The sequence below is a fragment of the Pseudofrankia inefficax genome (genome assembly GCF_000166135.1).
In the GTDB taxonomy this organism is placed as follows: domain Bacteria; phylum Actinomycetota; class Actinomycetes; order Frankiales; family Frankiaceae; genus Pseudofrankia; species Pseudofrankia inefficax.
Genome location: NC_014666.1, coordinates 3,623,806 through 3,637,297 on the forward strand (window position 1 = coordinate 3,623,806; position 13,492 = coordinate 3,637,297).

Consider the following 13,492-nt stretch of genomic DNA (forward strand, 5'->3'; position numbering starts at 1 on the left):
GGGCCTGTTTCGTAGCCACCAGAGGGCGAAAACTGCGATCAAGAGGACGGGCGGACCTGGCGGTCACGGCGCTAGCGGACGTCGTGGGGGCGGAACTGGACGCTGATGCGGGGGCCGACGGGGCGGGCGGTCTTGGGGACGGCGTGCTCCCAGGTCCGTTGGCAGGAGCCACCCATCACGAGCAGGTCGCCATGGCCCAGCTCGAACCGGATCGTGGTGGCCGCGCCTCCGGCGCCAGAAGGGCTGCTGAGTCCGGTCGGGCTGATGGTCGAGGCGCCGGCACCGGGCGGTCTGGTGATGGCCGATGGGTCGCCGGTGAAGAGGCTGGGGGCCGCCGGGCCGCCGGGGGCGGAGCGCGAACCGGTCCGGGCCGGGGGAGTGCCTGGCCGCGGGCGTAGGAGCAGCGTTCGCGGGGCGCCGAGCACGAGGATCGCGACCATGGTGTCGTGGGTGGAGCCGCGGCCCAGGCGGTCGCCGTGCCAGGCGACGCTGTCGCGGCCGTCCCGGTAGAAGGCGAGCCCGACGGTGGTGAACGGCTCGCCGAGCTCGGCGGCATAGTGCTGGTCGAGTGCCCGCCGCGCCTCGTCGAGGGCCTGGTCGGGCAGTGGCTCACCCGCCGCGTAGAAGGACAGCAGCCGCGGGACGTCGACGGTCCGGTCGTACATCGGCCGCCGTTCGGCCCGCCACGGGACCTCGGCGCGCAGGCGTTCGAACAGGGAGTCCGCCCCCGTCACCCAGCGCCGCCGGACGTCGACCCAGGCGCCGCCGGCCAGCGGGCGCCGGGACAGCCCGGCCGCGACAGGGCCGATCTCCACCGACGCCGCCGTGTCCAGGAGTGACGCCTGAAACGGGGTGCCAGCCACCCGGCCAGGCTATCAAACATGTGTTCGATCCGTGCGTCCGTGACATGCGGGCCGAGGACGGGTCTGGGCGGGTCACCGGCTGTCAAGCGGCGCGGACCACGGTGGACCGGCACGGACCGGAGACCCGGGGAACTGCGTGCCGAATCGCTTGATCAGACAGCGACGTTGACTGAGATGGCACGTCCGGTGGGGAAACGAGGGTTCCGCTCGTATGGTCTCAGGGAACCCGCCCGGATCGGCGCGCGATGGCCGTCATGAGGTCCTGCCCGCAGGCTGATCCGCGCCGGGCGTGGACCTGCCGATGACGAGACCAAAGGGGACGCGCGGTGGCTCGGCTGGGCATCGACAAGGACTTCCTGTTGGACTTCGCGCGACTCGACAAGCCCGTTCAACAAAAGGTCTCCGACACATTCGCGAAGTTTCAGCAGGCCACCCATGCCGGCCTGCACCTGGAGAAGATCAGCAATGCCCGGGACGACCGGTTGCGCACCATCCGAATTGACCAGTTCTGGCGCGGTGTCGTCCTCGCACCGGACCACGGCGACCATTACACGCTGCTGAAGGTGCTGCCGCACGAGGAGGCCTATGCCTGGGCCCAGCGCCGCAGGGTGTCGGTGAACTCGGCCACCGGCCGCATCGAGATCCGCGACAGCGTCGCCTTGGACGCCACGCTGCCCGAGCTGGACCGATCGGCGCGGCGCGGGCGCGGCGGGACGCGTCCCCTGTTCGCCGACGTCGACGCCACGACGCTGCGCCGGCTCGGCATCGACCAGCAGACCCTCGCCTTCGCCCGAGCCGTCACCGACCTCGCCCAGTTGGAGACCGCGCAGGCCTTCCTGCCCGAAAGCCAGTGGACCGTGCTCTACGGCCTGGCCGCCGGCCTGTCGCCGGACGACGTCTGGCAGGAGATCGCCGCGGCCGTCCTGACCGTCAGCGGGCCGGACGAGCCGGTGAGCCCGGCGACCGTCGGGGCCGGCGCGTTCGACCCGGATGACGTGGCCGCCGCCGTGGAACGCAGCCAGGACCGGGTGGTGCTGGTCTCCGGGCCGGCCGAGCTTCTCGAGGTGCTCAACCACCCGTTCGACCTGTGGCGGGTCTACCTGCATCCGGTCCAGTTCAAGGTCGCCCACGCCCGGTATCGCGGGCCGGCAAGGGTCACCGGCGGCCCAGGCACAGGCAAGACCGTTGTCGCGCTTCACCGGGCCCGCCACCTGGCCGCCGCCGGAGCGGGGCCGGTCCTGCTGACGACCTTCACCGGGACCCTGACCGCGACGCTGCAGACGAACCTGGCCCTGTTGGAGGCTGAGGCGGCCATCCGGGACCGGGTCGCGGTCCGCACCGTCGACCAGGTCGCCAACCAGATCTGGCGGTCCGTCCACGGCGCGCCACCGCCGCTCATCCAGGGCGACGACGAGCGTGACCTCTGGAAGGAGCTCATCGACGAGCGGGGGCTGGCGTTCGGGGACCGGTTCGTCGCCGACGAATGGCGCCAGGTGATCCTCGGCAACGGGATCAACGACCTCGCCGGCTACCAGGCGGCGTCCAGGGCCGGCCGTGGCAAACCTCTGACGGCGGCGCAGCGGAGCCGGGTCTGGGCGGCCGTCGAGGCGTTCGAGGCCCGGCTGCGCGAGCAGGGCGTCCTCACCCACGCGCTGGTCTGCGCCGAGGCGACTCGGCTGCTCGACCAGGGCGCCGTGGCACCCAACCTCTTCGGCCACCATCCCGACGCGGCGGGCCGCCGGCCGTTCCGGCATGTCGTCGTCGACGAGGCGCAGGACCTCAGCCCGGCGCAGTGGCGGCTGCTGCGCGCCGCCGTGGCCCCCGCCGAGAACGACCTGTTCCTCGCCGGCGACGCCCACCAGCGCATCTACGGCCACCGGGCGAGCCTGCGCGACCACGGGATCGTCGTCACCGGCCGGGCCAGCCGGCTGACCGTCAACTACCGCACGACCGCCGAGATCCTCGCCTGGAGCCTCGGCATGCTGCGTGACGAGCGGATCGACGACCTGGACGGTGGGCTCGACAGCATCGCCGGCTATCGCTCCGAGCTGCACGGCCGCCGCCCGGTCCTCGCCGGGGCGCCGACGCCGTCGGACGAGGCCAAGGGCCTCATCGACGTCGTGCGCGGCTGGATCGACGCCGGTGTCGAGCCGGCCGAGATCGGCGTCGCCGCGCGCACGAACGCCGTCGTCGACGAGACCCTCACCGCGCTGCTGGACGCCGGCCTGCCCGCCCGGTCACTCGCGAAGCCGAAGCCCCGGGGCCGCAAGGCGGGAACGGGCAGCCAGGTCGCCGTCGGCTCGATGCACCGGATGAAGGGCCTGGAGTTCCGCTGCCTGGCGGTCACCGGCGTCGGGGCGGGCCAGGTCCCGTCGAGCGCGGTCACGCCGGCCGACGAGGACCCGTACGCGCACGCGCTGGACCTGCAGCGGGAACGCTGCGTGCTGTTCGTCGCCTGCACCAGGGCACGCGAGCAGCTCTACGTCTCGTGGCACGGCGCACCCAGCCCGTTCCTCACCGCGGTGCGCTGACCGAGCCGCTGACCGAGCCGCCATGTGCTGACCGACGCCCGGAACGCGCCGCCTCTCCCGACCGTGAGCGCCCCGGCCGGGAGACAGCCGCGCGGAGAACCGGGAAGACCGCCGCTCAGAAGCCAGGGAAGACGGCGCGCAGGGTGTCCAGCTCGATGCCTTCCGCGGAGACCCCCGCCGGGGTGTGGGCGGCGTCGAGGCGGCCGTAGGCGAGCCGCAGGAACGCCTCGGCCGGCGCGGTCAGCGTCGCGTCGGCGGAGGTCGCGCCGTCCCAGGGGGCCAGGGTCACGGCGTCACCCACCGTCAGCGCCAGCTCCCGGGCGGGTTCGGTCAGGACGACGTGGACGACGGCCTTGTCCGCGCCGGGCCGGCCGAGGAAGCCGATCAGCAGGCCGACCCCGTCGACCAGCTGCGCGACCGCGTCGGCGTCGACCGTCACCGCCGGGTCGAGCGCGACCTTGACGTCCCAGGTGTGCAGGGCGTGCTCGGCCAGCCGCAGCCGCATCATCGTCACCCCGTCGAGCTTCATCGGCCCGAGCGGGAGCTGGAGCGCGGTGAGCGTCTCGGCCGGGACGGCGGCGTAGGTGTCGATCAGCGCCTGGTCGGCGGGCAGCACGTCGGCGGCCTGCGCCTCGGGCGTCTTCGCGTTCCAGACGTCCCAGACACCCTGGAAGACGGCCATCTCGGGGAACGGCGCGTCGGCGAGCCCGGCGTCAAGGTTCAGCTTGCCGATGACGGCGCCGGAGCCGAGGTGCGACAGCACCTGCGCGATGGTCCACTCGGACGCGTAGGACGGCCCACGCAGCGCCGGGCCGTCGAGTCCCGCCGTCGCGGCACTCAGCAGGTCGTGCGAGCGGCGAAGCGCCGCGAGTACGGAGCTGGCCTCGTCGGACATCGAGATGCTTCCCTTCGTTGGGTCAGCCTGGTCGAACCGGCGGCCGGGCCGCCACGCGGGCCGCCTCGTGGAACCGCTCAGCCGGGCGCGGGCCCGGGGACGGCCGCCAGCCTGGGGCTCCAGGCCGGCCGTCGGCCACCGATCGGCATCCTGCCCGGTGGGTGCGCCGCCACCGCGGCCAGCCCCTGCGAGGGCACCTGCGCGCCGGCCTGCTGGGGCGCCGCCGGCCCGGCGCCGGCACCGGGCTCGGGAGTCGGGCGCCGCCGCGCGACCCGGCCGACCAGCAGCACGATGCCGGCGGCCAGCACCAGGTCGACGATCCCGCCGACGGCGTCGAAGAAGTAGTGGTTACCCGTCGACATGACGACCAGCGTCGTCAGCACCGGGTAGGAGGCGCCCAGCACCCGGATGACCGGCCGGCGGGCGTGCCGTGCGATGAGGAAGCCGCACCAGAGCGCCCAGGCGCAGTGCAGCGAGGGCATCGCCGCGTACTGGTTGGTCAGGCCGCCGAGCCCACGCGGCGCGCTCGCGTCGTCGTCCCACCAGCCCCAGTCGCTGACCTGGGCCATCGTGTCGTGGAAGCCGGCGCCGTGCAGCAGCCGCGGCGGCGTCGTCGGCAGCAGCCAGAAGCCGACCAGGCCGAGGATCGTCGTCAGCAGGATCGTGCTGCGGGCCCGCCGGTAGTGCGCCGGGTTGCGGCGGTACATCCAGGCCAGCACGACGGGCGTCAGGATGTAGTGCAGCGTCGCGTAGAAGTAGCAGGCGGGCACCGCGAGGACCGTGGCGTGCACGAGGAAGTTGTTGAGCGGGTGCTCCGGGTTCAGGTGCGTGACCTGCTCGAGGTGCAGCAGCCGTCGGGCGGTGCGATCGGCCCCGGCCAGATCGTCGCTCTTGAGGCCTCGGATGCCGGTGTACAGCCCGTACAACGAGGCGATGGCCGGGATCTCCACCCACCAGCGCGGCAGCCGTTCCGCCGCGACCCGGTCGGCCGCGGCGGGCGTGGCCTTCGGATCGGGCCGCTCGCCTGGTTTCTGTCCGGGCTCACCGGCCGGCGCCGGCCCGCTGCCGGCCCTGGCGCCCTCGGGGCGCGGCGGAGGCTGCGCCGAACCGGCGACGTCGTTCGTCGCGATGACCACTGGGGACCTCCTCAGGACTGCGGCAGCGGGCCGGAGCGACCCGCCCGACGGCGAGGTGGGCATGGCAGAGGACTTAACAAAGCTAAAGACCGGCCATCGGCCGATTTAGTCCCAGCAAATCCCCTCGATCCGCGGTCGCCCATGGGGCTAGGCCCACCTCCCGGTGTGGCCTACGCGACAGGGCCGTGGGCTTCCCCCGTGGCTGCCAGGGGCATCCGGCCTGGTTACCGGCCCGGAACGAGCGGGCTGCGCCGGGTCGGACGGTCCGGCGGCGCGTCCCGGCAAGTCGGGTGCGGGGCCGGATGTCGCTGGAGGTCCGGCGTGGCCACGCGGTAAGGTCGAACACAGGTCGAGAGGCGCTGCGACGGGCCGGCTGCTGGTGGGAATCACGAAGCCGGGGCCCGCCACGCTCGGCTGGTTCCACATCCCGAAGGGCGCCTCCCACACAGTCTGCGGGAGGTCTCGATGGGCACCGGCGTGAACCAGAGCCTGACAGCGGGGCACGACGTCGCCGCGCGAGGGCGCCGGATCCAGGAGCTCAGGGACCTGCTCGCCCAGCGGGTCGTCGTCGTCGACGGCGCCTACGGCACCATGCTGCAGTCCGTCGGGCTGACCCCCGCCGACTACCGCGTCGGCGGCGTCGTCCCCGAGGACCATCCGCGTGACGTCACCGGCGACCCGGACCTGCTCAACCTGACCCGGCCGGACGTCATCCGTGACGTCCATCACCAGTACCTGGTGGCCGGCGCGGACGTCATCACCACCAACACGTTCACGGCGACGAGCATCGGCCAGGGCGACTACGCGTTGCAGCCGCTGGTCCGGGAGATGAACCTCGCCGGGGCGGCGCTCGCCAGGAAGGTCGCCGACGAGGTCGCGGCCGAGACCGGCACCACCCGCTTCGTCGCCGGCTCGATCGGCCCGCTGAACGTCACGCTGTCGCTGTCGCCGCGCGTCGACGAGCCCGCCTACCGGGCCGTCACGTTCGACGAGGTCAAGGCGTCCTACGCCGAGCAGATCTCCGCGCTCGCCGACGGCGGTGTCGACCTGCTGCTCATCGAGACCATCTTCGACACCCTGAACGCGAAGGCCGCGATCGCCGCCGCGAAGGAGGCCGCCCCCGAGCTGCCGCTGTGGATCTCGGTGACGATCGTCGACATGTCCGGCCGGACGCTGTCCGGGCAGACGGTCGAGGCCTTCTGGGCGTCGATCGCGCACGCCGACCCGCTGGTCGTCGGGCTGAACTGCTCGCTGGGCGCCGCCGAGATGCGGCCGTACGTCGCCGAGCTCTCGGCCCTCGCCGGTACGCACATCGCCAGCTACCCGAACGCCGGCCTGCCGAACGCGTTCGGCGGCTACGACCAGACGCCCGCCGAGGCCGGGCAGCTGCTGGGCGAGTTCGCGACGTCCGGGATCGTGAACATCGTCGGCGGCTGCTGCGGCACCACCCCGGCGCACATCGCCTCGGTCGCCGGCGCCGTCAAGGGCGTGACGCCGCGCGCCCTGCCGGACCGGCCGGCCCGGACCCGGTTCTCCGGCCTGGAGCCGTTCGAGATCGCGCCCTCCACCGGCTTCGTCATGATCGGCGAGCGGACCAACGTCACCGGCTCGGCCAGGTTCCGCCGCCTCATCGAGGCCGACGACTACCAGGCCGCCGTCGACGTGGCCCTGGAGCAGGTGCGCGGCGGGGCGAACCTGCTCGACGTCAACATGGACGCGGACCTGCTCGACGGCGAGCAGGCCATGACGACGTTCCTCAACCTGATCGCGACCGAGCCCGAGGTCGCCCGCATCCCGATCATGATCGACAGCTCCAAGTGGAGCGTCCTGGAAGCCGGGCTGCGCTGCGTGCAGGGCAAGGGCGTCGTGAACTCGATCAGCCTCAAGGAGGGCGAGGAGCCGTTCCTCGACCACGCCCGGCTGATCCGCTCGTACGGCGCGGGCGTCGTCGTCATGGCCTTCGACGAGCAGGGCCAGGCCGACACGACCGAGCGCAAGGTCGCGATCTGCGGCCGCGCCTATGACCTGCTGACCCAGAAGATCGGCTTCCCGGCCGAGGACATCATCTTCGACCCGAACGTGCTGGCCGTCGCCACCGGCATCGCCGAGCACAACGGCTACGCGAAGGCCTTCATCGACGCCCTTCCGCTGATCAAGGAGCGCTGCCCCGGGGTGCACCTCTCCGGCGGCATCTCGAACCTGTCGTTCTCGTTCCGGGGCAACGACGTGGTGCGCGAGGCGATGCACTCGGCGTTCCTGTACTACGCGGTGACCGCCGGGCTCGACATGGGCATCGTCAACGCCGGCCAGCTCGCGGTCTACTCGGACATCCCCGCCGAGCTGCTGGAGCTCGTCGAGGACGTGCTGTTCGACCGTCGCGAGGACGCCACCGACCGGCTGGTCACGTACGCCGAGGAACTGCGTGCCTCCGGTGGCGGCGCGACCGGCCCGCGCAAGGGCGCCGACCTGTCCTGGCGGGCGGGCACCGTCGAGGAACGGCTCTCGCACGCGCTCGTCCGCGGGATCGTCGACTTCATCGAGGAGGACACCGAGGAGGCCCGGGCGAAGTCGGCCCGGCCGCTCGACGTCATCGAGGGCCCGCTGATGGACGGGATGAAGATCGTCGGCGACCTGTTCGGCGCCGGCAAGATGTTCCTGCCGCAGGTGGTCAAGTCCGCCCGGGTGATGAAGCGTTCCGTCGCCTACCTCGAGCCGTACATGGAGGCCGAGAAGGCCCAGGCGCTCGCCGAGGGCCGGATCGCGCCTGGCCGCGGCGCCGGCAAGGTGGTCCTCGCGACCGTCAAGGGCGACGTCCACGACATCGGCAAGAACATCGTCGGCGTGGTGCTGGGCTGCAACAACTACGAGGTCATCGACCTGGGCGTCATGGTGCCCACGGCGAAGATCCTCGACACCGCCGTGGCCGAGGGGGCGGACGCGGTCGGTCTGTCCGGACTGATCACCCCGTCGCTCGACGAGATGGTCTCCGTCGCCGCCGAGATGGACCGCCGCGGGCTGAAGCTGCCGCTTCTCATCGGCGGCGCGACCACCTCCCGCCAGCACACCGCCGTGCGGATCGCGCCCGCCTACCAGGGCACGACCGTCCATGTGCTCGACGCGTCCCGGGTCGTCGGCGTCGTCTCCGACCTGCTCGACGCCGACCGCGCCGCCGCGTTGGACGTGCGCAACCGGGCCGACCAGGCGACCCTGCGCGAGCAGCACGAGAACCGGCAGGTCCGGCCGCTGCTGTCGCTCGCGGCGGCTCGGGCCAACCGGGAGCAGATCAGCTTCGACAACCTGCCCACCCCGTCGTTCACCGGCCTGCGGACGCTGACGCCGTCGATCGCCGAGCTGCGCGAGTTCATCGACTGGCGGTTCTTCTTCCTCGCCTGGGAGCTGAAGGGCAGCTACCCGGCGATCCTCGACGAGCCCGTCGCCCGTGAGCTGTTCGACGACGCCACGGCGCTGCTCGACCAGGTCATCGCCGACGGGACGCTGACCGCGCACGGCGTGCACGGCGTCTGGCCGGCCCACGCCGACGGCGACGACCTCGTCGTCGCGTCGTCCGACGGCGACGTCCGGTTCCCGATGCTGCGCCAGCAGACGGAGAAGCCGGCCGGCCGGGCCAACCGCAGCCTCGCCGACTACGTCGCGCCCGCCGGCGGCGGCGACCACCTGGGCGCGTTCGCCGTCTGCATCCAGGGCGCCGACGCGCTGGCCGCCGGTTTCGAGGCCGACCAGGACGACTACCGCTCGATCATGATCAAGGCGTTGGCCGACCGACTGGCGGAGGCGTTCGCCGAGTTCATCCACCTGGAGGCGCGCCGGGCCTGGTTCGAGCCCGACGCCAGCCCGGCGATGGCCGACCTGCACGCCGAGCGTTTCCGCGGAATCCGGCCGGCGCTCGGCTACCCGGCCTGCCCGGACCACACCGAGAAGCGGGAGCTGTTCGACCTGCTCGGCGCCGAGACCCTCGGCATGCAGCTGACCAGCTCGTTCGCGATGACCCCGGCGGCGGCCGTCAGCGGCCTGATCTTCGCGAACCCCGAGGCGCGCTACTTCACGGTCGGGCGGATCTCCCGCGAGCAGGTCGAGGACTACGCCGCCCGCCAGGGCAAGCCCGTCACCGAGGTCGAGCGCTGGCTGCGGCCCAACCTCGCCTACGACCCCGCGTAGGCCCCCCGCGGCTCTGCCGGCCGGTCGGGCCGGCTCTGCCACAGGTCGGGCCGGATGATCGGCCCAGCGTAGGCCGCGGTGGCTCTGCCGGCCGGTCAGGTTGCATGATCGGCGTTTTGGCCCTCGGGTGGTTGTTGTCCGGCCTGGTTGGCAACCACTGGAGGGCCGAAACGGCGATCATGCGCCTCGCCGGGAGCCGCTCGCGGCTCGCTGGGGCGGGCCGGCTGGGGCCGCCGGGCCGGTATCGTCGTTCGGTGCCGTTGCTGGATGCCGATGACCCGTTGCCGCGCCTGCCTCGGCGGGTGGTCGTCGCCGGCACGTCGGGCTCCGGCAAGACGACGCTCGCGCGCCGGGTCGGCGCGATCCTCGACATCCCGCACGTCGACATGGACGGGCTTTTCCACGGCCCGAACTGGGTACCGCGGGAAAGTTTCCTCGACGACGTGGAGGCTTTCACCAGCCAGCCCACCTGGGCGACCGAGTGGCAGTACAGCTCGGTACGCGGACTGCTCGCCGACCGGGCCGACCTCGTGCTCTGGCTGGACCTGCCCCGCAGAACCGTCATGCGCCAGGTCATCTTCCGTACGGTGCGTCGCAGGCTGCGGCGGGTGGAACTCTGGAACGGCAACTACGAGCCCCCGCTGAGTGCCTTCTTCACCGACCCTGAGCACATCGTCCGCTGGGCCTGGCGAGGGCATCACAAGACCGCGGCGCGGATCGCGTCACTGCGTGAGCGGTGCCCCGACCTGACCATCGTGCGCTTTCCCAACAACTCCGCGGTCGACCGCTGGTGCGACGGCCCGTTACGGGCCTCTCAACAGGAGAAACCGGCGCCGGATCCGCCCCAGTCATCCTGAAACGGGCACCCGCCGCCCGAGTGCCCCTGACGGTTTGATCCCCGTCCGCGGTCGACCACGGTGTCTTCGCGACCCGCGGCGGTGACGAGCTGTGACCTATGAGCGTCCATTTCAGTCTGGCAAGCTGTGCATATGGGCTCGGGTGGGGAGTCGGGCGGCTCGCCCCCCGCGCGGATCGACTTTTTCGTGTCCTATACCGGTGCTGACGAGGCGTGGGCGACCTGGGTCGCCGCGGCGCTGGAGAAGGCCGGCAGGACGGTCTCCCTGCAGGTGTGGGACTCTCCCGCCGGGACCAACGTCGTCGTCTGGATCAACGAGCAGATGACGGCCGCGAAGTGGACGATTGCCATCTGCTCGCCGGCCTATTTCGACGCACACTGGTCCACCTACGAGTGGGCCGGGGCGCTGGCCGGAATGAAGCTGATCCCGCTGCGGGTCGCCGACTGCCCGCTGCCTCCGATACTGGCCGCAGCGAAACGGCGAACTATAGTGCGAATGGTGACCCAGGTCACATGGCGCTACGCCCGTGCCGGTGCGCTGATCTTCGGGGGTTCGCGTCGCTGTTCGTTGCTTGCGAGGTGAGCACCCGCGTCCGGGCTTGGTCGGCTCGGGTTGGCGTGGACCTGGTGGCCCTCGACGCGCATTGTCCCCGGGTCGGTTCGGCCTTTCATTTGGGCGGCGGTGCATTCCACGGTAGCGGTCGAATTCGCGCCGTATTGGCTCCACTGTATTCCGTGAATCGACGGTTTTCGGCGGCCGGCTCGACTAGAATCAGAGGTAACTAAATAAGGCGGCCCGGAGCGGTGGTGGAACACCAACTCCGGGCCTTGACCCAAACCTTGATGCAACCAAGGAGTGGACCCAATGGTGATTGTGCCAGATGGGGTGCGGGCGCTGTCCTTCACCCGTCATGCGGTTGGTTCGATGCGGGAGTTGCCGGTTCAACGGGCGGTGTTCACGGCGGCGTGTGAGGCGCATGGCTGGTCGGCGGGTGGCTCGGTCTGCCAGATCGGCCGGGGGCTGCGGGCCTGGTGGTCGGTGGTGCGGATGGTCCGGTCGGGTGCGTATGACGTGGTCGTGGTCGACACCTGGGAGCGGATGTCCGCGACCGAGGCCGGTCAGCTCTGGGTCTTGTCGCTGCTCCAGCGCTCGGGGGTGCGGCTGCTGGTGGCCCGGGACGGCATCGACACCGGTGAGCCGGTCGGCTACGGCCTGGTGGGTGCGCTGCTGGACATCTGGGGCCGTGAGGCGGTGGCCCGGTGAGCGGGTCGGGTGAGCGTCCGGGCGTGCGGCTGGTGGAAGTGTCGGCCGGGGATGACGGCTGGCATTTCCTGACGGTGCGCTCGGGTGCGACGACACCGGAACTCGTCGCGGGTGTCGCGGCGCTCCCGGCGTCGATCCTGGTCGACGCGCTGTCGATGGACCGGGCCGGCTCGGGCGTGGTGATGACGTTCCGGGACTTCCCACCCGGCGTGGTCATCGACTCGGCGCCCTGGCCCGGCCAGACTGCTCCGGAAGATCCGGCAGACGCGATAACGGCCGCACCGGTCGAGGGCTCCGGTTGGGTTCCGGAGGTCGGTCAGGCGGTCGGTCCGGATCGGGGCCTGACGCCGTTCGAGCAGGCGGTGTGGGAACTTGTCTCGGCGGCCCGCGACGGCGCGGCGGCGGCCTGGATCGCCGTGCTGATCCGCCGCGTTCCCCCACAAGGCGTCGTGGCCCTGGCCGACCTTGCCCTCGGCCGACACTGCGGCTGCCGAAACGGCGGTCGGCACTCGTAGGCGGGGGCGTACCGTCGAGGACGGCCGGCAGCTTCCATCCCCCCGTTGGAGGCCGCCGGCCCTTCGCATCGCCGGGGCCTCGGGGCTTTGCCCCTGCATTCCTCGGGCTGAGCGGGGCTCCTCCGGCGGGCAGGCAAGCCTTGCTTTGCTCCAGGGTTCTCGGCCGCGCAAGACCCGCCGTCGCCTCTCGCGCCGATCGACGCGGGTGCGGGTCTTGCGCGGTCGGGGTTCCTGGAGCAACCCTCCGGGTGCCTGCCTGCCTGCCGGAGGAGACACGCGGACTCCCGCCGTCCCTCCCCCTCCTCTGGTGGAAGGGCCGGGGTCCGGGGCAGAGCCCCGCTCGTCTTTGTTCCGCTCTGCGAGGTCATCGGCGCGCCCGCTTTCCGCTGGCTCCGGGCCTGGCTGACCGGCTGGGTCCGTCCGCTGTCATGCTGCGGGTATGCAGGTGGACGAGTTCTGGTCGATCATCGAGGATTCGGCCGGCGCGGTCGATCTCGGTAAGGAAGACCGAGCCGACGGGCTGGTGGCTGACGCGGTCGAGGCGCGGCTTGCCGGGCTGACGTTGGACGACATCCTTCAGTTCGACACGCACTTCCGGCTCGCGCACATCCGCGCCCATACGTGGAGCCTCTGGGCGGCTGCCGACCTCATGCTGCGGTTCTGCTCGGACGACAGCTTCATCGACTTCCGCGCGGGTGTTATCGCACTCGGTCGCGAGACCTATGAGCAGGTCGTCACGGCGCCGGACACGCTCGCCGAGCATCCACTGGTGATCCGGATCGCCAGCGGGGAGGCGGACAGGTACGCCTTGCAGATGGAGCAGCTCAACTATGCGGCGGGGAAGGCTTACGACCGGCTCGCGGGCAAGGAACACGCCTACTGGGACAGAACAGCCGACGAGCCGCGCGGACCGTTCGCCGCCGCGTACGCGCCGGGTGAGAAATTCCAGTTCCAAGACCCAGCACAGCAGCAGGCTCGCCTTCCGAGACTCTGGAGGTTGTTCCGCGGCTCCGATGGCGCGCCGGCCGCCCTCAGATAGCGAGACGACCTCTCGCCGGCCAAGGCGCGCAGCGATCATCGTTTTCAGGTGCGACGGGGCGACGCTCCGACAGGCGCGGGCGGGGTGGCAGGCCGACACGCCCGGGGTGCCGAGCGAAGCGAGGCGGGGCCCCGGGGCGTGTCGGCCTGCCGGGGCCCCGGCCGTGCGTGGCGCGTGCGGCGGCACGGCGCGGCGGCCGAAGGCCGCCCTTGAACCC

10 protein-coding genes are annotated in these 13,492 nt (G+C 71.9%); 7 read left to right on the top strand and 3 right to left on the bottom strand.

Going from position 1 to position 13,492, the window contains the following annotated elements; translation table 11 throughout:
- Positions 1-71: 71 nt before the first annotated feature.
- Positions 72-863: an alpha-ketoglutarate-dependent dioxygenase AlkB gene (locus FRAEUI1C_RS14910; RefSeq protein ID WP_013424138.1), complete on the bottom strand. Its 792-nt coding sequence runs from the start codon at positions 861-863 to the stop codon at positions 72-74.
- Positions 864-1,189: 326 nt separating this feature from the next.
- Between FRAEUI1C_RS14910 and FRAEUI1C_RS14915 the strand changes: the two genes are divergently transcribed.
- Complete coding sequence (locus FRAEUI1C_RS14915) at positions 1,190-3,394, top strand: UvrD-helicase domain-containing protein (RefSeq protein ID WP_013424139.1); 2,205 nt, start codon at positions 1,190-1,192, stop codon at positions 3,392-3,394.
- Positions 3,395-3,509: 115 nt separating this feature from the next.
- Here the strand turns inward: FRAEUI1C_RS14915 and FRAEUI1C_RS14920 are convergent, their stop codons facing one another.
- Both FRAEUI1C_RS14920 and FRAEUI1C_RS14925 read right to left on the bottom strand, forming a co-directional pair.
- On the bottom strand, positions 3,510-4,289 hold the full coding sequence (locus tag FRAEUI1C_RS14920; protein ID WP_013424140.1) for a maleylpyruvate isomerase family mycothiol-dependent enzyme: 780 nt from the start codon (positions 4,287-4,289) through the stop codon (positions 3,510-3,512).
- Between the two features lie 77 nt (positions 4,290-4,366).
- A complete protein-coding gene (locus FRAEUI1C_RS14925; protein ID WP_013424141.1) occupies positions 4,367-5,425 on the bottom strand; it encodes a phosphatase PAP2 family protein in 1,059 nt (352 codons plus the stop codon).
- Positions 5,426-5,890: 465 nt separating this feature from the next.
- Between FRAEUI1C_RS14925 and metH the strand changes: the two genes are divergently transcribed.
- The 6 genes from metH to FRAEUI1C_RS14955 all read left to right on the top strand — a co-directional run bounded on the left by metH (position 5,891) and on the right by FRAEUI1C_RS14955 (position 13,275).
- On the top strand, positions 5,891-9,601 hold the full coding sequence (gene metH / locus FRAEUI1C_RS14930) for a methionine synthase (RefSeq protein WP_013424142.1): 3,711 nt from the start codon (positions 5,891-5,893) through the stop codon (positions 9,599-9,601).
- Positions 9,602-9,855: 254 nt separating this feature from the next.
- Entirely contained in the window at positions 9,856-10,458 is a 603-nt protein-coding gene (locus tag FRAEUI1C_RS14935; RefSeq protein WP_049806910.1) for a P-loop NTPase family protein, read from the top strand.
- 186 nt (positions 10,459-10,644) lie between these two features.
- Positions 10,645-11,040, top strand: coding sequence for a toll/interleukin-1 receptor domain-containing protein (locus FRAEUI1C_RS36325; RefSeq protein ID WP_232425435.1), 396 nt, complete (start codon positions 10,645-10,647; stop codon positions 11,038-11,040).
- A gap of 282 nt (positions 11,041-11,322) precedes the next feature.
- The gene (locus FRAEUI1C_RS14945; protein ID WP_013424145.1) at positions 11,323-11,721 is read left to right on the top strand and encodes a recombinase family protein; all 399 of its coding nucleotides are present in this window, start codon (positions 11,323-11,325) and stop codon (positions 11,719-11,721) included.
- 23 nt (positions 11,722-11,744) lie between these two features.
- Positions 11,745-12,236 carry a hypothetical protein gene (locus FRAEUI1C_RS14950; RefSeq protein ID WP_041259343.1) on the top strand — a complete coding sequence of 164 codons (492 nt, stop codon included), beginning with the start codon at positions 11,745-11,747 and terminating at the stop codon, positions 12,234-12,236.
- Positions 12,237-12,675: 439 nt separating this feature from the next.
- Positions 12,676-13,275 carry a DUF4240 domain-containing protein gene (locus tag FRAEUI1C_RS14955; protein WP_013424147.1) on the top strand — a complete coding sequence of 200 codons (600 nt, stop codon included), beginning with the start codon at positions 12,676-12,678 and terminating at the stop codon, positions 13,273-13,275.
- Positions 13,276-13,492: the final 217 nt, after the last annotated feature.

What these genes read in the sequence shown, in the direction of transcription:
- FRAEUI1C_RS14920 (WP_013424140.1), bottom strand. Translation starts at nt 4,289, where the DNA reads ATGTCCGACGAGGCCAGCTCCGTACTCGCGGCGCTTCGCCGCTCGCAC.
- metH (WP_013424142.1), top strand. Translation starts at nt 5,891, where the DNA reads ATGGGCACCGGCGTGAACCAGAGCCTGACAGCGGGGCACGACGTCGCC.
- FRAEUI1C_RS14945 (WP_013424145.1), top strand. Translation starts at nt 11,323, where the DNA reads ATGGTGATTGTGCCAGATGGGGTGCGGGCGCTGTCCTTCACCCGTCAT.
- FRAEUI1C_RS14955 (WP_013424147.1), top strand. Translation starts at nt 12,676, where the DNA reads ATGCAGGTGGACGAGTTCTGGTCGATCATCGAGGATTCGGCCGGCGCG.